This is a genomic window from Streptomyces fildesensis (assembly GCF_016107395.1).
Lineage (GTDB): Bacteria > Actinomycetota > Actinomycetes > Streptomycetales > Streptomycetaceae > Actinacidiphila > Actinacidiphila fildesensis.
Genome location: NZ_JAAIKO010000050.1, coordinates 1 through 17,961, shown reverse-complemented (window position 1 = coordinate 17,961; position 17,961 = coordinate 1). Strand labels below are relative to the sequence as shown.

Below are 17,961 nucleotides of genomic sequence, written 5' to 3'. Positions count from 1 at the left end.
TGATGCTGGCGGCCGCACGACTTCGGGAACGGTTGGCATCGGGTCTCCAGTCCGGTAATCCTCGCGGGCGTCCGTCGGCAACGATGATGCCGACGGGGCCGGAGGCGGTGCCGGGTCGGGCCACAGCGCGGCAGCTACTGCCCCCCGCCAGCCCCGTGACGTGCTGACGGGCCGCGTACGGTGTCCAAGGGGTCGACGACGTCGGGACGGTGCCCGGCCACGTGCCGGGCGGTAGGGCCGTTCGGTGCCCTCGCCCGGACACTTCCCCCGCCCTGCCCGCCGTTTCGGCGCGCTTCCACGAGAGCCGCACCCGGGGGCCGGGTGGTCACCTAGACCGGACGTCGATGCCGCCCTGCCACCGACTTTCAGGGGCAATCGGACCGTGTGGTTCCCCCGTTAGGCGGTCGCAGCCTCGGAGGCCGCAGGAGCGATCGTGTCCGCTGCCTCTGGCTGGGCCGGAACGGTGCTGACAGATCCCGAGGACTTCCCGCCACGGACCCGCCGAGGCCGACCCGGGAGCTTGACCGTGGGCTCGTTGAACCCCAATCGCTTGAGTTCCTCGGGACTCCACCCAATACGCAGTGCTTCGGCGTACGTCTGGGCCGTGGCCTTGGCCAGGTCGAGCAAAGCCACTTGCGCGTGCCTCTCAGCCCTCGTGTCAGCGGTAAGAGTCTTGATCACTTCGAGGCGCTCGCTGAGGAGGTTCTGCGCCGCCGCCAGGACATCTTCGTCTTTCGGAGGATTGCTCATGACGGCAGCGTACCGGGCGCTTCTCCTCTGGGGCATGCCCATACCGCCGGACACCGTTCACTCTGCTCCGTCTGGCTTCTGACGGCACCTCCGATTCCGCAGGGCCTGAGCCAGCGCTAACCATTCCCGAACGCGCAGGCCAGACAGGGTTTTCTGAAACGGGCAGCCGAAGCAGAGCGGGAGCAAGCTAGTAGATCAGGTAACCTGATCTCGCTTTGCCGCTGGCCGCCTGGCGGCGCGCGGTGCACACTGACGTGTGGTCCCCATTGGAATGGGGTCGCTTCGCTGGGAGGGGTGGGACCGATGAGCGAGCCGAAGCCGCGCCGTGCCGGCGCCCCTTCCGGCGGGCGACTGACCCGTGTTGAGGGCGGACGACGGCACGTGACGAAAGTGCTGATGACCGACGACGAATGGGTGGCGGTGCAGGCCCGCGCTATCGCGATGGGCGTGAGCGTGCCCAGAGCGTTGATCGAGGCGGCTACGGGCACCCCGCCGCAGACTCGGACGGAGCGTGTGGCGCTGTATCAGGAGCTCATGGGGCTGCGCCGACTCGTCGCCAACGTCACGAACAATGTGAACCAGATCGCCAAGACCTTGAACGCCGGTGTGGATGTTCCGAACCGGCAGATCGCGGCCACGCTGGAGCGGGCCGCCGTTGCTATGCGACGAGTCGAGGAGTTCGCTGAGGACGTGCGCCCGTGATGCCGAACGTGACGCGCGGCCAGGACCTCCCGGGGCTCGTCGGGTACCTGTTCGGCCCGGGCCGGGCAAACGAGCACACCGACCCGCGCATGATCGCCAGCCATGCGGGCCTGGCCGCAGAGGGCGCCCCTCATTTCACGCAGGACGGGCAACTCAGCGCGCTATCACGTGAGCTCACCGCACCTAAGACCCTGTTCGGTACCGGCGTGAAGGACGGGTACGTCTGGCACTGCTCAATCTCGCTACCCCCGGAGGACGGCGAGCTGAGCGACGAGCAGTGGGCGACGGTAGCCGGCCGCATGGTCGACGCCATGGGTTTTAGCTCGACATCCGGTAAAGCGCCATGCCGGTGGATCGCGGTGCACCACGGCAAGAGCACCGGAGGAAACGATCACATCCACGTTGCGGTCAACTTGGTCCGCGAGGATGGGACCAAGGCCAACGTGTGGCGGGACCGCCCCCGCTCCCAGCAGATTTGTGGCGAGCTGGAAACGGAACTAGGGCTGCGTATCGTCGAAGGACGACGCGGCCAGAGTGTGCCGGGTATCAAGCGCGGTGAACGCGAGTCCGCTACACGTCAGGGACTTCCCGAGCCTGCCCGCCGTACGCTCGCCCGGCGAGTTCGTGCCGCCGCTGGAGGAGCTAACAGCGAGGCGGATTTCGTCCAGCGTCTGCGCTGTTCCGGTGTTCTTGCCCGTCCCCGTTTCGGCACCGGTGACCGGAGATCGGTCGTGGGTTATTCCGTCGCGTTGCGCAGCGAAGATCGCTCCATGCCGCCCACGTGGTTCGGCGGCGGAAAGCTCGCCGGTGATCTGACACTCAGCGCTCTGCGCATGCAATGGCCGGACAGCGATCCCGCAGAGGCAGTTTCGGCGTGGACGGAGCGCGGCAGCGGGCCTGACCGCGTCATGAATAGTCCGTGGATGCGCGACGAATCCGCATGGGAGATCGCCGCCCAGCAGGTCACCGACTGGCGTGAGCGTCTGGCGGATGTTCCACCAGGTGACAGCGTGCGGTGGTCGCAAACCGCGCGCGAGGCCGCAGCAGTATTTTCCGCATGGTCTGCGCGGATCGAGCCAAACCGTCCCGGCCCGCTGGCTCACGCGGCGGATGTGCTGGCACGCTCGGCGCAGTTGCCCCACGGGCAGCGCCACCAACAGCCCGGAAACCCGGGCGAACTCAGGGGGGTGATCTTGGTGGTCAACCATTCACGCAATGGTGCCTTGGCCCGCATCGGGGAGGCGCTTCTCCTACAGTCCCTCCGCAACACCATGCGTGCCATCCACGGCATGCACCAAGCGCGACACGACCGCGACCAGGCCCGCGAGATCGAGGCCAGTGCACGCGGAGACCTCGCCCGTCTGCAGAGCGCACGGCAGCAACTCCAGGACAGCCCCGGCGCACTGCCGCAGCCAGGCCCGATCTACACGGATCCGAGCTTTGAACGCGGCCCGGAAGGACCGCAGCACGGCCGATAGCCGCGAGCCGGCGGCCCGATACAAGGGGGTACGGGATGAGCCAGACCTACCAAAACGAGACCGAAGAAGTCTACGCCGCGAGCATGGAAGCGGTCGCGGAGTCCATCCGTCTCGCCATCACCATTGCGGCGCTGATCGCTGAGTCCGTGGTGCGGGCTCGCGAACGCGAATACGAGCGGGAGCGTCAGGCCAGCGAGGAACGCAGCCGCCAGTCCGCAGAGCGGCTGCGGGCCGAGCGGGCAGCGGCCGACCCGCTGTTGCGGGCCGCATGGCAGGAGCGTTTTTGGAAGGACGCCGACCCGCGCAGAATCGGCCGGACCTGGCAGGCCGCTTCGGAGTGGGCCGGCGCGGACCCGTACGCCGCCGCGACGCTGGAGCACCTGCGCGAACAGCTCAAGGAGCGGTTCGGAATCGACGTTCCGAACTGGCCGGTGGGCGGGGTGGAACTCGCCCGGATGATCACGTTCACGGACCGGGATTTCCGCGCCATGCTCGACAAGGCACGGGCCGTTGCCGAGGAATCGCCGGGTACCTCGTTCATCATCATCATTCGGGACCGCGAGGACCCATACCGTCCCGCGTACCAGGGCGAGGCTGTCGCCGCCCCGGGCATGCCCGCCGAAGTGTTGGGGGCGGAGGAATTCCTCCGCTGGGCAGCCGATCGTGACATCGGCGACGGCAGCCGGTTCACCGTCGAGGTCATCGAGAACACCGGCGATCTGGACCCCGTACGGGTGCCCGCTGCGGTGTTGAGCGCCGAGCAGGTTCAGCCCGTTCTCGCAGCCGAGCAGGACCGCCAGCGGCGGATCCTGAGCGGTACCGAGGAGGCCACCGACGCTGAACGGCTGTACGTGCTCACCAGCGAGCTGGACCGTCTGCAGGCAGACGAGAAGCTGCGGCTGTCCCGACAGGCCGAATACCAAGCACGACTGGACACCGACCCGTCTCTGTCCGACGCGGAGCGGAGGCGCCTCACCGAGAACGTCGAGGCCGTGAACATCGGTGTCTCGGAGCTGCAGGCGCAACAGGCAGCGATCGGAGTGCAGATTCAGGCAACCACCGCCGCCCTGCGCGGGGAGAACCCCGCGCATGAGGTCCAGGCCCGCACGTTGAGCGAGAGCCTTGACGCCGGGTGGTGGTCGACCGCCAGCGCCGAGGAGATTGCCGGAGTATGGGCCCATGTCGATGGTTGGCAGGAAGGCCGGGCCCGCGATGAAATCCGCTCCCAGCTTCGTCAGAGCATCGCCGATCATCACGGGCTGATCGTCCCGGCCGATGCCGACGCCGAGATGATTGCCGAGCTGTTCGGGGGGCGCGAGGAGCCCGGTCCCGCGGTCCCACTGTCCATCCAGGCCCAGCAGCTCGACGACCAGGCCCAGGCCCTGTATGAGGCCGCTTTCGATGAGTTCGCAGCCGCCCGTGAACTCGACAACGACGCGGAACAACTCAGCCCCGAGGAGGCGGAGAAACTGCGCGCCGTCGGCGAGAGGCTGCGGCAGCAGGCGACCGACGATCACGGCGCCGCGGAACAGCTCACCGAGCAGAGTCGGTGGCTGGAACGGCGTGCGCAGACCGGAACGGCCGAGGCATACACGCAGGGTTCAGCCGAGCCGCTGGCCCGTCTGCGGCAGGAGTACGCCGAACGATGGGGCCGGCCTCCGCAGCCGGAGGCGATGGAGACACTGGCAGAAGAGGCGGAACGGGGCTTTGGGACCGGACCGGTCATCATCGCCTCGCCCGGGGCCGAGGATCCGGCGGTCTGGACGGTGACCGAACTGCCGGAGCAGGCCGCCGCCCCGGACGAGTCGGAGGCGGGCCTCGACGAGGCCCAGGACGCCCGCCGTGTCGAGGCCAGCGCCGCCCTGGCAGGGCTGGCGGACCAGGAGGCGGCCGACGCGGTTCGAATCGCTGCCATGGGTTTCCCTCAGGCAGTAGAGGCCGCCGTGGAATCACCCCCGAGCGCCGCCAAGAACTCCGGCGGAGCCCCGTCAGCCGGACGCGAACGGGACACCGGCATTCAGCTCTGATTCCTCTCCCCCGGCCGGGCACCACAGGGTGCCCGGCCGAGGGATTTTCAGTTGTTGGAGGTGCCGGGGACCGCTTCCGGTGCCGGGGTGGTGCTGAACGAGGGGGACAGCCACAGGGCCGGGTCCGACTTCTCCAGCGGCAGGGGCTTATACGCGTAGTCGGAGTGGCCCTCAGGCGAGCAGGAAGCCAGCGGTCCGGTGTCCGGATGCATCAGGGCCCGAAGGTGCGGGTCGCAGTGCTGTAGCCACCAGACGGACATCCCCAACGCCGGCTCCAGCTGTAGGTTCTCCCAGGCCCGCCACAGGGCGCTCAGCCGCGAAATCGCCTCCGGATGCTTCCACCAGGCCGGGCACCACGTTTGGGTACTTCCGTTGAGTTGACGCCGGATCACCTGCGCGAGGTACTCCGTCACGAACTCGTCGAGGGACTGGAAGACCGGTTTCGGAGCGGGCTTCTTCTTCTTTCCCTTGCGCTTGCCGCGTCCGCCGTTCTTGTCGCTGGACGGGTCGGGCGGGGACGCCGGTTCCGTGCCCGGGGTGGCCGGGGCCTCTGCCCACTCGTCGTCGATTCTCGTCACGGTGTCGTCACCGCCCCTGGGTCGTACTTGTCCAGCGATGCCTGTACTGCTGGCGCGTAGGGCTCCGTCCACCACGGGATGGTCTCGATCAATGTGGGACGGGCGCCGGAGGCCATCACCACGGCCCGGCCCGGCGGTACGGCCGCCAGATCCGCAGCGCTGAGGATTTCCTCCGACCGGCTAGAGGTGCTGGTGGAGCGGGAGCGGGTGAGGAATCCGCTGCCCGGCTGCGGTGGCTGGTAGCTGTGGGAGTAGGTCTCCGGCTCGAAGTTGCCGACGAGGGAGCCGAGGTTGCTGAGGAACTGCGCGCTGGCGGCGCCGCCGCCGTAAACCCGCAGATTCGCGGCCCCCCAGAGTTTGGCCATACCCCCTTCACCCCAGACTTCGACGCCCTGTTCCCAGGACTGCAGGATCGTCATCAAGTTGATTCCGCGGGATCCGTAGTGGCTGTACAGGTTGGGGAGCTCAGCCCAACGGCACACGTTCGCCGCTTCATCGAGGACGCCGAGGATGCCGCCGGGTACCCGCCCGTGCGGGGACTGCGAGGCGTACTGTTCGGCTGCCTCGCAGATCGCCACGGTCAAGGCCGTGACCAGGGCGCCCGCAGAATCTTTGCCCTCGCGGGAGACGAGATACAGGGTGTCGGTCGAGCGCACGAATTCGCGCGGGTCGAGCTGCGGCAGGTCGTGCCCGTTGTCGGTCACCCACCGGGTCACGGCCGGGTTCACCAGGCACGACGCCATTTGCAGGGCGGTTCCGTAGATGCCGCCCCTCTGCTTTTCCGGTGCGATCAGGACCGCTTTGACCGCGTCGGCAGGTAGCACGTACTCCGCGCCAGCGGCGCGGAGAATCCTCTCCGGCTCAGCCTCGCGCGGATTACTCAGCCACCTGTAGACCTGCGTGATCGGGCGCCCGTCGAGCGCCGCCGCCAGCAGCAGGTACGCCAGCAGGTCTTGACCGGCAGGCTCAAAGTAGGCGTCCGTGCGGGCATTGGCGCCCCGGGCGTCCGAGGCGAAATGCTCGGCCATCCGTCGGGCGGGTGCGACGCCAGTCACGAAGGTGAGCGGGTTCCACCACCAGCTCACGGCCTCGCCGATGAGGCCCTGTAGGTCGAAGACACGGATGCTGCCGTGTTCGGAGCGCGGTCCGCGGGTCGCGTCCACCACGTCCCGCTTGTTGCTGGTGACGAAGAGGGGCTTGGCGCCGGCACGGACGATCGCGGGGATCGCCCTGCGAGTGGTCTTGCCGGTACGGGGCCCCCAGATGTCGATCTGCATGTCCTCGAAGGAGGCGAACAGAGGGCGGCGGCCGATGACCGTCCGGCCGACGAAAATACCCGGATCCGGGGACGTGATGCCCCACCGGACTGCGGCCGCACGATTCTGTGCGGCCGAGAGCTTGTCGAGCTCACGGCCCTTGGCCATGTGTTGGGCGGCAGCGTCGATACGCGGCCGTGCACGCCGACGGGCCAGGACCATACGGGTCACCAGCACCGCGAGTACGACCAGGACCAGGCCCTCACCAGCGGCCAACCCGGTCGCCCAGCCGCCGGGCCACACGTAGGTGCCCTTCGCCAGCGCGAACGGCAGGACGAACGGGTTGCCGGGCGGCAAGGGCTTGTCCGACAGGCCGGCGCCGAGGCGTGCGGACGTCCAGCCGACGCCGACCAGCAGCGCGAACACCCCCACCCCGATGGGCAGCAGGAACGCGGACACACCATCGTTGGGGCCGCGGCGCTTGTTGGTCGCGCTCATCGCTGAGCCCACTTGCGGTTCGTGTCGTTGACGTCCCGCTCCGCGCGCGTCAGGTCGACGTGCAGGGGAATCCCGGGCCGTCCGCCCACCTTGATCAGGAAATTGCCGAGCCCCGGAGGCTGTGCCTCGCGCCCCTGGGCGGAGTCCCACGAGGGCGGGGTGGACCAGCCCGAGACCATGTCCTGTTCCACCTGGGACATGCCCACCACCTGTGTGAGGAGCGGCATCTCCGCCGGCGGCAGACCGCCGCAGATCACCATCCCGGACCGCTCGACGAACCCTTTCGCCATCATCCGGTCCTCTTCTGTCGGCAGCGCCAGCAAGTCGTTCATGGTGTGCGTGATCATTGCCATGCCCACGCCGATCTGCCGGTTGAGCCGGGTGAGGGCGTTGACGCGGGCGACCAGGCCGCGCCCGGCGGCGAGCACCCGCCACAGCTCATCGAGGATCACGAAGTAGTGCCGCTGCGGCTCCAGGCCCGCGTCTGCCAGGGCCTGCGCGGCGGTGATGGCGCCGAATCCGTAGGACCAGCAGGCCAGCAGGGAAGCCGCCTGCAGTTGCAGTTCCGAATCGTCGATCGAGGAGACGTCGAAGCAGACCGGGCTGTCGCGGCGCATCGGTTCCGTGGTGTGGCTCGCGAAGGTCTCGCCCAACCGGCCCTCGCCCAGCAAGGAGACCAGGGAGGATTCCAGTCCTTCGGTGATGTCGCGATACCGGTTGATGTCCCCGCGGTCCAGGGCCACCACCCGCACATCCTCCGGCGCGTCCTTGATGACCTGCACCAGGTCCGACAGGACCGGGATCCCCTCGTGCCGGTCGTCCAGGACCTTGAGGGCGGCGGCCAGGATGCTCTCTTCCCGGTCCGTGGGCGGGTTGTTACGCAGGATGGTGATGAGCGACGCCACCATGTTCAGGCGGCGGCCGTGGATGTCGGCCTCCAGCGCCCGGCGGGCGTCGCCGGTCAGCCGGGCCGCCGCCGCCAGGCTCTCGCCGGGGTCGAGGACGTTCAGGTGTCCCCTCCCCCGGCCCAGGCTGATGACCTGTCCGCCCATCGCCCGCACCAAGTCGACGTAGTCGGGCTTGAGGTCACCCAGGACCAGCGGCAGGGTGCCGTATCCGGACAGGCCCAGCGCCATGCGCCGGATGATGGTGGATTTGCCGAGGCCCGGCTGTCCCAGCACGAAAACGCTTGGGTTACGGATCAGCTTCGCGCGCTGGAACCACGAGATCGGATCCGCGCACACGGTGGCGCCGGACATCAGGTCACGGCCCAGCGGGACGCCCATCATGGGGGTGCCGGAGCCGGCCCCGTACGGCCACAGGCCGCACACCTGCACGCTGGTACCGCGCCATTCGGGGGCGGGGTCAATGTAGGTGACCGCGCCGGCACCGCGTCCGGACCAGCCGCGCAGCCCCGGACGAGGCGGCCGGGGCGTCTTGGGAGTGGTGTTGCGGGCCATGGCAGTCCCCCGGGGTGATTAGAAGTTGTCGCGGACGCTGGCCGGCACCGACAGATGGGACGGCAGCACCAGGCCGATGGGCAGGGCGGCCGCGAACGCGGAGGCCTGCGAGCCGACAACCGGACGCAGCCGGATGCGGGCCGGGGCCGAGAGGGTGTCAGTCGCGGCCGCCACCAGCGGCAGGTCCGCCGCGTCGGTGGCGGTCGCGGTGTACAGCAGCGCGAACCGCAGCACCCCGGCGCCGGTGGCTTCCTCGCGGGCGGACTGCTCGGCGGCCCGCAGGGCCGCGTTCTCGCGGGCCTTGCTGACCGGCTCGGCCTGCGCCCGGAACAGCGCGTCGAGCCGGTCCCGCTCGACGATCTTTGCGGCGGCGGCCGGGTCGTGCGGCCGGTACAGCAGCGTCACGCGCTTGCGGGCGATGTCGGAATGCGGCCGCAGCAGGGTCGTTAGGACCGAGGAGAACACCTCACCGCGCGGAGCTTCCGACATGGACCAGGTGACGGAATGCGCGCTGTCGTGCCGGTAGTGCTCCCACGTCTCCTCCGCCCCGATCGGACCGGAATCCGACCAGGTCAGGCCGCTTCCACCAGTCGAGCGGGCCTGTTCAACGAGCGTGGCCACGCTCGGGTCATAGGCGACGCGTACCGCCTCCGCCAGCTGAACGGCCGTCATGGGCCGGGCCGGGCCCGCGCCGGTGGATGCGAGCGTGGAGGTCAGGCCCGGCAGCCGGTTGCCGAGCTCCACGGCCATATCGTTGGCCGTGCGGCGCGGGACACCCGGCCGGGCGGCGCCGGAGTAGGTCAGGGTGATGCGGGTGGAGATCTGCGCGGACCCGGCCGGGTAGATCTCCAGGACCTCCGCGAACATGGCGGCGGCCAGCGCCGGGGCGCCCTCCACCAGGTTGCTTTCCACCTCGTGCCGCAGCCGCACCCCGGTATCGGGTGCGGCCTCGATGCTCACCGACGCGCCCACCAGGCCCGGCTCGTGGGCGAGGCCGGCCAGCCACTGTCCCCAGTGCGCCACCCAGGTATCGACCTGGTCCTGATCGACGAGCCCGGCGCCGTCCGCGTCCGTGGTCAGGACGACAACATGGTGATTGGTGTTGGGGTAGGTGAGCAGGGCGAACGGGCGGTTGTAGGCGTCGGAGGCCTCCATCACGGTGGAGGCAGCGGCCAACCCCGGCAGTTGGCAGGTGCCATACCGGGTGCGGCCCAACGGCCCGGACCGGTACAGGTGGCTGCCGTTGGATACCGAGCGGCGCCAGCCGATCCGTACCGCCATGCGCTGCAGCGCGGTACGGCCGTGCCGGTCGCGGACCAACAAAGGCGCAAGAGCCATCAACAGGAGGACCGCCAGGACCAGGGCCGCCACCACCGAGGCCAGGGCGGTGAGGACCACCACGATCATTCCGCCCAGCAGCAGCAGCGTGCCGCCCAGGCCCAACTTCCCCAACCCGGCCGTCTGCGGCTTGCGCCAGTTGCCGTAGGTCAGCTGAGACGGCGTGCTACTCGTCGGCATGGGGTCCCCCTTAGGTCGTCGTCATCGTGGTCACCGTCAGGACGACGGTTTGGGCATGCGCGGGTCGGGCGCATTGGGCGGCGGTGTCCGGTGGGGCTGCTGATCCGGCGGCGTCTGCCGAGGCTTCTGGTCCGGTGGCGAGGTGTTCGGCGGATTGCGTGGCGGGTCAGGCTGCTGACCGTTGCCCGGCGGTGTGCGGGGAGCGTCCGGAGGATTGCCCGACCCACTCGCGGCCTTCGCCTTCTTGCCCGCCTCACCGGCGACCGCCGCACCCCGCATCTGCGGGACGGCCTTCGCGCCGGTGGCGATGGCGTGGCCCGCGCCGGAGATGACCGCTCCCCCGCCGCCGCCGCCGGAGGCGACCGCCTCGACCATCGGCGTCACGAAACGCATGAGCGCGGGAAGCGTGAATATCGCCAGGATCATGAGCACGACGCCGGACAGCTGGGTGACGAGGTCGGTGTCTTTGGTCTGGCCGATGGAGGAGAAAGCCGCCGCGTACACGATCGCGGCCACCGGTTTGTAGAGGACGAACGCCAGCAGCCAGCCCACCGACTTCTGGAACCAGGCCTTGCCCGCAGGGGTGGAACTCGCGGCCGCCGACAGCGGGAGCGTGCCGGCCAGCACGATGAGCATCGCCGTGCGGCACAGCATCAGCATGATCTGAATCAGGCTGCTGGCCAGCAACAGCAGGGCGATGACCAGCAACATCCCGGGGTTGGTCTTGGCGGTGAACGCCGTCATCGCCCCGACCTTCTCGTTGAAGGCGCTCACGCAGGCGGCGGAGCCAGAGCCCGGGTTGGGGCATTGGGTGGACTTGTCGATGATCCAGGTACTGAACTGGTCGCCCGCCGAGGTGAGCAGGGCCACGATACTGACGGCGCCGCCGGAGACGATGCTCAAGCGGATCAGCCCGGCCAGGGCTTCCTTCGCTGGCTCGCCGCGCCGTTCCCAGGCCATGCGGCCGGCGGCCAACAGCAGGCAGAGCACGGCGATGAAACCCACCAGCCAACTGAGCTGTGTTTGCATCCAGGCCACAGGGCCGAGCGCATGCCCCTTGTCGTCGCCGATGTTGGGCGTCGGGATCTTCACCCACGCGGTCGTCATGGCCTGGACGGTCTGCCCGGCGGCCTCCGCGAACCACTTGACGATGTTCTCGAACGCCGAATCGCCGATGTCCTTCAGGCCACCCCCGACGATGTCGACCGCGATGCACGCGCCCGCGGTGGGCGGGAGCCACTGCAGGATGTCGCAGGCACCCATCAGACACCGGCCCAGACGATGTAATCGGCCAGCGAGGTGACAGCGGTGGGTGTCGCACCGTTGGCCGCGATCTCCAGCTTCCAGTCACCGTGATCCCAGATCATCGGCACCGTGGACACCTGCATCAGGCCGGTGGGGAACCGCCACACCTGCTGGACCACAGCAGTGTTGGCGTTGTAAGTGACGAACTTGAACGCCGCGATCTGCCCGTGGTCCGACGGGGCGTTGGTGGCCGGCCCGGCGGATGCCTCAGCCGCGGTCCGCGTGGTGACGTACTTGGTGCGGCCGTCCCCGATGGTCTGCTTCTCCGTCACGGTCCGCCAGTCCGTGGCGAAGATGAACCGGGTGTTGATCTGGGCGGACGCGAGCAGGGCGCCGGTGGGGGTGTGCGCATAGCACCGGGTCACGTCCCCCTCGGTGACAGCCGGACCGGCCGTCTTGGACGTCGGCAGCGCCACCGTCTGAAAGAGCGTCCATTCCACGCCGGCGGGAGCGGTGGTGGGAACGCGCGTATCGGTGTCGGCCAGCGCCGGGCAGGAACCATCGGCCGGCGCTCCGGTAGGCGCAACCCCGGCCGTGGTGGTGGGCGAGGGGGCCGGGGCCGCGTCGGTGCTGTCATCCCCGCTCGACAGCAGGACAGCGGCCAGCAAGCCGCCCACGCAGGCCATGAAACCGGCCGAGATGATGAACCAGGTCCGGGTGAACGGGCCACGGGTTTCGGTGGACGACTGATCGGTGTTGGTCATGCTGTCCCCCAGTGCGGACGGTGGCGGTCGGTGACGGGCCGATCAGCTCAGACCCACAGGGTGCCGACGATTGCGGATGCGGACCCGGCGATGATGCACGCGGCCCCGACCATGCCCAGTGCGCGGGCGTGCTCGCCGCCCTCGCCGCGGTTGTGGGCCATCGCCATCTTTCCGGCGACGATCAGGACGCCCGCGACGCAGGCGAGAGTGACGCCCCAGGCAACCCACCCGAGGATCGTGAGCAACTTTTGCGCGAACGGCGGCTCGCCGCCCTGTCCCGGGTTGGGGATGGCAAGAGTGGTGAGGTGGTGCGCGGCGTCAGTGGCCGCAAAGACCAGGTCAGACATGACGGCTTCCCGAGGGTGAGGCGAGGCTTTGCAGCTCGCGCGACAGGACGGTGAGTTGGCGGGGAGAGTGATCGGTGGGCGGCTCGCCGCAGCGCCATTCCTCCACCCACGGCACGTCCCACGTGCGGGGTGCACCACCGGAGACCAGGCGCCGCAGGTCGCGTAGCGCCTTGGGCAGCCGGCCCGGGGCATCGGCGACGAGCACCAGGCCGAGCAGCGTCACGCCGGGCACGGCGCCGGAGGCCCATTGCTGGATGGCCCGTTGGGCTGCCTGCAGACCGATGGCATGGGTGCGCGCGGTCAGGACGACCGGCACCGGGCCGCCGCCTTGGACCACCGGCCAGGCTCGATGGGCATCACGGCCGCCGGGTACGGCGTACTCCAGCGTGCTGACGGCAGAGCCGCCGTGGCAGCCCAGCCACCACCACGCGCCGGACGGTGCGGGGTGGACGTAGGCGATGTTCAGGGCCGTGGGCGGAGGCGGAACTCCCGGGCCCTGCGGCTGAGCCGGGCCGGATGGACGCACGGGCGCAACCGTTTGCAGTCGCGAACTGTCCGGAGTAGTACGGGTGTCTGTCGGTACCCAGGGATTGACTGGTGTCTCGGCGGTCACGGCTCCCCCTCCATTCCTCTCCGTAGCATGTCATGAGTGTATCTGTAACGTCGAGTGGCGTCATGTGAGTTGAAAAACCGTCAGCTCAGTACGTGAAGCGCTAACCTTGGTCGAGTTAGGTCATCTTGAGGTCCGGGGGGCTGTCAATGATTAGGATGCGTCGCCATGATCGATGGAGTCGATGGCGGGCTGCTGAGTGGGTATCCGGACGTGCTGACGCTGGAGGAAGTCGCCGGGATATTGCGACTGCAACCGCGCCAGGCACGAACCCTCGCCGCCAAGGGGAAGATCGCCAACGCGTTCAAGGTCGGCGGGGTGTGGCGGTTCCACAACGTCGGCGAGCTGTTGAGCGGGTATCCGGATGTGCTGACGCTGGAGGAAGTCGCGGGGGTCCTGCGGATCAAGCCGCGCCATGTGCGGACCCTCGCCGCCAAGAGAGGACTAGCCGACGCGTTCAAGGTCGGTGGCCTATGGCGGTTCAGCAGATCCGCTCTCGTTGCCCTGATCGCCGGGGAAGGCAGCCCGCAGACCTGAGGACCGCATGAGCGGCACCACCGGCCAAGTCGCCGCCGTCGGCGCCGTGGCGGCGGCGGCCGCAGTCGCCGGCCTATTCGTGTTCAGCCTGGCGATCGTCGGCGCCACCAGCCAGGAGGACGACGACAAGAACCCCGACATCGGCAACGGCATCGGCGACGCCCTCAACATCCACAGCGTGAAGGCCGAGTACGTGCCGTGGGTGATCGCAGCGGGAAAGTTGTGCCCGGCGGTGAAAGCACCAGTCATCGCCGCGCAGATCGAGGCGGAGTCCAATTGGGACCCGCGGGCGGTCTCCGGTGTGGGCGCTGAGGGCATGAGCCAGTTCATGCCCGGCACCTGGGCGACGTACGGCGTCGACGCCGACAAGGACGGCAAGGCCGACCCGTTCACCCCGGCCGACGCGATCATGACGCAGGGCCGGTATGACTGCCAGCTCGCGAAGGAGATCTCCGGATACAAGGGCGTGACCGGCGACCCCACGGAACTGATGCTCGCCGGGTACAACGCCGGCCCCGGCGCGGTCCAGCAGGCCCACGGCATTCCGCCGTTCCCCGAGACCCAGCAGTACGTCAAGCGCATCATGTCGCTGGTCCCCAAGTACTCCGACCTGACCGCCATCGACGTCTCCACCCCGTTCGGGCAACGAGTCGTGGCAGCAGGGAAGAAGTGGCTCGGTACCCCGTATTCGTGGGGCGGCGGCACCGTGGACGGGCCCAGCCGCGGATTCGCCCAGGGATCCGGAACCGTCGGCTTCGACTGCAGCTCCCTCGTGCAATACGCGATCTTCCACGCGTCGGGCGGCAAGACCATGCTGCCCCGTACCTCGCAGGCGCAGGCGGCCGTTGGAACGGCAGTCAAGACCGGTGACCTGCGGCCGGGCGACGTGATCGCGTTCGCGCTGCACGGTGGCACCGACTACGACCACATCGGTATCTACATCGGCGACCGCAAGTTCCTGCACGCCCCGAAGACGGGCGACGTCGTCAAGATTTCCTCTCTGGACGACCCGTACTACACGGGCGTCCCCCAGACCGTCAGGCGGTTCGGATGACCAGGCCCCGCACCCCAAGGACACTCGCGGTCACGGCCGCCGTGGCGACCGTCATTCTGGCCGGCGGCTGCTCGCACGACAGTACCGACGACCGGCCGAGCCCTGCCCCGACCCACGCCGCCATCACCACCGCACCGGCCGGGACCGGGCCCTACCCGGACCCCACCGGGTCTCCCACCGTCCAGCCGCTGCCGTCCGCCACCACCGGCACCCCGCACGGCGGGATCCCCGTCCCGGCCAGTGTCGACCAGCGCGACGCCACCGACGTGAGCAAGGGCGCGCTGACCGTGATGTGGACCTATGACACCGCGTTGGACGTCTCCACCCACGACGCGAGCGTGCGTGCGGCCGTCGCCGGGTGGCTGACGCCCGAGTACGCCGGCCTGTTGAAGGCGCACAAACCCCAGACCGACCCCGGCGCCCAGTGGCACGAGTGGGCCAAGCACCGCGCCTACACCACCGTCTCGCTCGCCCGTACCGAAGACGCCGCCCGCCCCGTCGACACCAGCGCGCACGCCTGGCGCCAGTGGACGATCACCACTACGCCACACGGCCGCGACGCGTGGACCGGCAAACCCACTACCGACGTCGCCTATGTGGAGCTGATCCGCACCGCGGACGGCCAGCCCTGGCACGTATCCGCCGTCACCATCCAGTGAGAGGAGCCCCGCCGTGCCGAAACCCACCGCTGACCAGGTCCCCGCCTGGCCCTGCTACCAGCTCACCGCCGCCGACGATGGCACCGTGACCCTCTCCGGGCCGCTCACCGGCCCCGGCCCCTACCCGGGCCGGGCCGAGGCCGTCGCCGCGGTGGCGGCCGCCATCACTGGCGCTGAACTCCCCCGCCCCGTCCGCGCACAGGCCACCGACGCGGACGGCACCGTCTGGCCACTGATCATCAGCCCCACCGGTGAGGTGAGCGAGGCCGGGGACGGCCGTCGCACGAAAACCACCAAGCGCGGGAAGAGGGGACGGGTGGAGCGACCGCGCACAGCCACGCCGGGCACCCCGCCGCCCGCACCCATCGCCGTCACTCCCCCGGAGCCCACCCCCGTACCGCAGCTGGTCCCCGGATACGCCCCATCCCTCAGCACGCCGCCGGAGCCAGCCCCGAAGCCGGTCGCCCCGGAACCCGCCCCGCCCCGGACCGCCACACCTGACACGACGCCAGCAGCCCCCCAGCTCAGCGCCCCTGCCGTCCGCTCGATCCCGGACCCGCGCGTACCCGCTCCTGCGACATACCTACGGATCCGGGCAGCCGTCGAGGCCGGAGCGTTCGCCCGAGCCCTTGCCCTAGCTGCAGAGCTCGACGAATCCGCGACCCGCGTGCATGGACCCAGCCACCCCGCCGCTCTCGGCGCCCGCGAAACCCGTGCTCACGTCGCCGCCGAGAGCGGACAGCTCGCGGCCGCCGTCGTGATGTACGCCGAGGTAGCCGAACGCTGGTCGTACAAGAAGGACAACGCTGCCGCACATGAGGCGGCCAAGCGTGCACACGCACTCTGGCTCACGATCCAGAACCCGGACGAAGCCGCAGCGGTTGGCGCCGCTGTTCTGCGCATGCGCCAGATCATCCCCGGCGAGAAGAACACGGCCTACCTGCACGCACAACGGCACCTCAAGGAACTGGATGCTGCCACCCGCGACAGCACCGCAGTCCCTCAGCAGCGATAGGCCAGAACACCAGCGGGGCCCGGGAGAACTCCCGGGCCCCGCTGGCATTCACGCGGTGCTTACGCGGCGCCGGCCCCCAGCACCGTTCCGGCCGCGTACCGGTCGACGAACACGTCATCGCCGAGAGCTGACAGATCCCGCACCGGATCTCCTGTGTCCCCGTACAGCGCCGCCAGGCCCGCCACCACCCCCGGCTCAAGCCGCATCACACGCACGCGGTTAGCCGCCGCCGCATCGGCCTGCAGCGCGTCCCGCTCGGTCCAGCACTCCCCTACGCTCATTCCAGATCCTCCAAACAGGATCAAGGCCCCCGGCGCGTCAACGCCGATCAGGGCCGAACTTGAGGGGCCGGGCCGTCGGAAGCCCGGTCCCTCTCTTGCGTCCAAAGCTAAGTTCAAGACTCTTGAACTTAGGCTGAACCATACTCCCTAAGTCTTGAACTTCAAGACTTAGGGAGTATGGTTCTTTGCGTGTCGCGTTGTTCGGATGTTCAAGCCTCTTGTGTACTCGGTACCGTGGGCTCAGCGGCGGCTTGTGGCGCCACAAGGCTGTAACTCTTGAACATCAAGAGTTGGGAAGTTCAGGAAGGCCGTGAGTATGGAACATCAAGAGTCTTGGATTGCGCCGCCCCGAGATGACGGACCGTTGGTTGTCTCTGTGTGGGGAGGCAAGGGCGGAATCACAAAGTCCACGGTCGCCTTCCTGTCCGCGTACATGCTCGGGCAGCTGGGCCCGACCTTGCTGATCAATGCCGACAGCAAGCAGACGGACGGGGGAGTGACCGAGATGGCCCAGAACCTCGCGGTCCCCATCCCGTTCGAGCTGACCGAGAGCGATGATCCAGCCGAACTTCACAGCGTGCGACAGATGACGCAGTTCCGATACGTCGTGACCGACAACGGTCCTCACCGTGACCTGGAGAAGATCCGAGCGGCGGCGGACGGAGACCTGACGATCGTTCCTCTTATGCCGGAGCGATCGGTAAGCAAGGCCGTGATGGGGAGCATCCGCGACCACCTGTCGCCGATGGGGGCCAACTACCGGATCTTGTTGAGCAAAGTGGAGTACACCTCGCTCGGTCGGGCGAGGCAGACCAAGACCAGTCTGCGTGACCTTGGGTTGCCGGTATTTGACACGTGGCTCCGCAAATACGGGGCTCACGAGATGCTCGACGGCCAGCCGGTCTTCCTGAGCCAGGAGCTCAACGCCTACAAGGCCGCAGCGGACGCTTACGCCATGGGCGATGAACTGCTTGCCGCGCTTGGCGAGCCGTACAAGGTCATTCGGCTCGGTGCACCGGCATGAGCGAGATCAACAGGCCGAAGCAGTTCGCGGATTTGGTGGCGGCCGCCGGCAAGGATATTGCTCCACCCGATCCCGACGCGCGGAAAGACCGCCAGCTTAGGGAAGCGGCCGAGAGGGCGGCAGCGGAGAAGGCGGCCGCGGACCAAGCAGCGGCCGAG

The 17,961-nt window shown here is 68.9% G+C and carries 18 protein-coding genes; 8 read left to right on the top strand and 10 right to left on the bottom strand.

Translation table 11 applies throughout. From position 1 onward, the window contains the following. Nucleotides 1-396: 396 nt before the first annotated feature. On the bottom strand, nucleotides 397-750 hold the full coding sequence (locus C6N31_RS36740; RefSeq protein ID WP_198359155.1) for a hypothetical protein: 354 nt from the start codon (nucleotides 748-750) through the stop codon (nucleotides 397-399). A 303-nt stretch (nucleotides 751-1,053) separates the two neighbouring features. Between C6N31_RS36740 and C6N31_RS36735 the strand changes: the two genes are divergently transcribed. From C6N31_RS36735 to C6N31_RS36725, 3 genes are read left to right on the top strand one after another with little or no spacing between them, the layout of a single operon-like run. After that, entirely contained in the window at nucleotides 1,054-1,452 is a 399-nt protein-coding gene (locus C6N31_RS36735) for a hypothetical protein (protein ID WP_198359154.1), read from the top strand. Beyond that, nucleotides 1,452-2,930: a relaxase/mobilization nuclease domain-containing protein gene (locus C6N31_RS36730; RefSeq protein WP_198359153.1), complete on the top strand. Its 1,479-nt coding sequence runs from the start codon at nucleotides 1,452-1,454 to the stop codon at nucleotides 2,928-2,930. The genes C6N31_RS36735 and C6N31_RS36730 overlap by 1 nt, the downstream gene beginning before the upstream one ends. 35 nt (nucleotides 2,931-2,965) lie before the next feature. Next, nucleotides 2,966-4,957 carry a coiled-coil domain-containing protein gene (locus C6N31_RS36725; RefSeq protein ID WP_198359152.1) on the top strand — a complete coding sequence of 664 codons (1,992 nt, stop codon included), beginning with the start codon at nucleotides 2,966-2,968 and terminating at the stop codon, nucleotides 4,955-4,957. Nucleotides 4,958-5,004: 47 nt separating this feature from the next. Here the strand turns inward: C6N31_RS36725 and C6N31_RS44570 are convergent, their stop codons facing one another. Genes C6N31_RS44570 through C6N31_RS36685 form a run of 8 tightly spaced genes read right to left on the bottom strand, consistent with a single transcriptional unit; the run spans nucleotide 5,005 to nucleotide 13,149 of the window. Beyond that, nucleotides 5,005-5,535 carry a DUF4913 domain-containing protein gene (locus C6N31_RS44570; RefSeq protein ID WP_307811583.1) on the bottom strand — a complete coding sequence of 177 codons (531 nt, stop codon included), beginning with the start codon at nucleotides 5,533-5,535 and terminating at the stop codon, nucleotides 5,005-5,007. Beyond that, nucleotides 5,532-7,289 (bottom strand): type IV secretory system conjugative DNA transfer family protein, encoded by a 1,758-nt coding sequence (locus tag C6N31_RS36715; protein WP_198359151.1) that lies wholly within the window; start codon nucleotides 7,287-7,289, stop codon nucleotides 5,532-5,534. Before C6N31_RS36715 ends, C6N31_RS44570 begins: the two co-directional genes overlap by 4 nt. Beyond that, nucleotides 7,286-8,749 carry a putative type IV secretion/conjugal transfer ATPase gene (locus C6N31_RS36710; protein ID WP_198359150.1) on the bottom strand — a complete coding sequence of 488 codons (1,464 nt, stop codon included), beginning with the start codon at nucleotides 8,747-8,749 and terminating at the stop codon, nucleotides 7,286-7,288. The genes C6N31_RS36715 and C6N31_RS36710 overlap by 4 nt, the downstream gene beginning before the upstream one ends. Before the next feature lie 18 nt (nucleotides 8,750-8,767). Beyond that, complete coding sequence (locus C6N31_RS36705; RefSeq protein WP_198359149.1) at nucleotides 8,768-10,267, bottom strand: SCO6880 family protein; 1,500 nt, start codon at nucleotides 10,265-10,267, stop codon at nucleotides 8,768-8,770. A 36-nt stretch (nucleotides 10,268-10,303) separates the two neighbouring features. Then, nucleotides 10,304-11,530: a TrbL/VirB6 family protein gene (locus C6N31_RS36700; protein WP_198359148.1), complete on the bottom strand. Its 1,227-nt coding sequence runs from the start codon at nucleotides 11,528-11,530 to the stop codon at nucleotides 10,304-10,306. Then, complete coding sequence (locus tag C6N31_RS36695; protein WP_198359147.1) at nucleotides 11,530-12,276, bottom strand: DUF8175 domain-containg protein; 747 nt, start codon at nucleotides 12,274-12,276, stop codon at nucleotides 11,530-11,532. The genes C6N31_RS36700 and C6N31_RS36695 overlap by 1 nt, the downstream gene beginning before the upstream one ends. A gap of 47 nt (nucleotides 12,277-12,323) precedes the next feature. Then, nucleotides 12,324-12,623, bottom strand: a complete 300-nt coding sequence (locus C6N31_RS36690) for a hypothetical protein (RefSeq protein ID WP_198359146.1) — start codon at nucleotides 12,621-12,623, stop codon at nucleotides 12,324-12,326. Continuing rightward, entirely contained in the window at nucleotides 12,616-13,149 is a 534-nt protein-coding gene (locus C6N31_RS36685) for a DUF6668 family protein (RefSeq protein WP_198359145.1), read from the bottom strand. Before C6N31_RS36685 ends, C6N31_RS36690 begins: the two co-directional genes overlap by 8 nt. A gap of 252 nt (nucleotides 13,150-13,401) precedes the next feature. On the opposite strand from C6N31_RS36685, the gene C6N31_RS36680 reads away from it, so the two are divergent. The 4 genes from C6N31_RS36680 to C6N31_RS36665 are packed head-to-tail and all read left to right on the top strand — an operon-like array spanning nucleotide 13,402 to nucleotide 16,498. Beyond that, nucleotides 13,402-13,770: a helix-turn-helix domain-containing protein gene (locus tag C6N31_RS36680; protein ID WP_198359144.1), complete on the top strand. Its 369-nt coding sequence runs from the start codon at nucleotides 13,402-13,404 to the stop codon at nucleotides 13,768-13,770. Nucleotides 13,771-13,777: 7 nt separating this feature from the next. Beyond that, nucleotides 13,778-14,824, top strand: a complete 1,047-nt coding sequence (locus C6N31_RS36675; RefSeq protein ID WP_198359143.1) for a C40 family peptidase — start codon at nucleotides 13,778-13,780, stop codon at nucleotides 14,822-14,824. After that, nucleotides 14,821-15,483 (top strand): hypothetical protein, encoded by a 663-nt coding sequence (locus tag C6N31_RS36670; protein ID WP_198359142.1) that lies wholly within the window; start codon nucleotides 14,821-14,823, stop codon nucleotides 15,481-15,483. The genes C6N31_RS36675 and C6N31_RS36670 overlap by 4 nt, the downstream gene beginning before the upstream one ends. A gap of 13 nt (nucleotides 15,484-15,496) precedes the next feature. Then, nucleotides 15,497-16,498, top strand: a complete 1,002-nt coding sequence (locus tag C6N31_RS36665; protein WP_198359141.1) for a hypothetical protein — start codon at nucleotides 15,497-15,499, stop codon at nucleotides 16,496-16,498. A gap of 59 nt (nucleotides 16,499-16,557) precedes the next feature. Here the strand turns inward: C6N31_RS36665 and C6N31_RS36660 are convergent, their stop codons facing one another. Further along, nucleotides 16,558-16,779: a hypothetical protein gene (locus C6N31_RS36660; protein ID WP_198359140.1), complete on the bottom strand. Its 222-nt coding sequence runs from the start codon at nucleotides 16,777-16,779 to the stop codon at nucleotides 16,558-16,560. Nucleotides 16,780-17,095: 316 nt separating this feature from the next. On the opposite strand from C6N31_RS36660, the gene C6N31_RS36655 reads away from it, so the two are divergent. Then, complete coding sequence (locus C6N31_RS36655) at nucleotides 17,096-17,803, top strand: P-loop NTPase family protein (protein ID WP_198359139.1); 708 nt, start codon at nucleotides 17,096-17,098, stop codon at nucleotides 17,801-17,803. The last annotated feature ends 158 nt before the right edge of the window (nucleotides 17,804-17,961 follow it).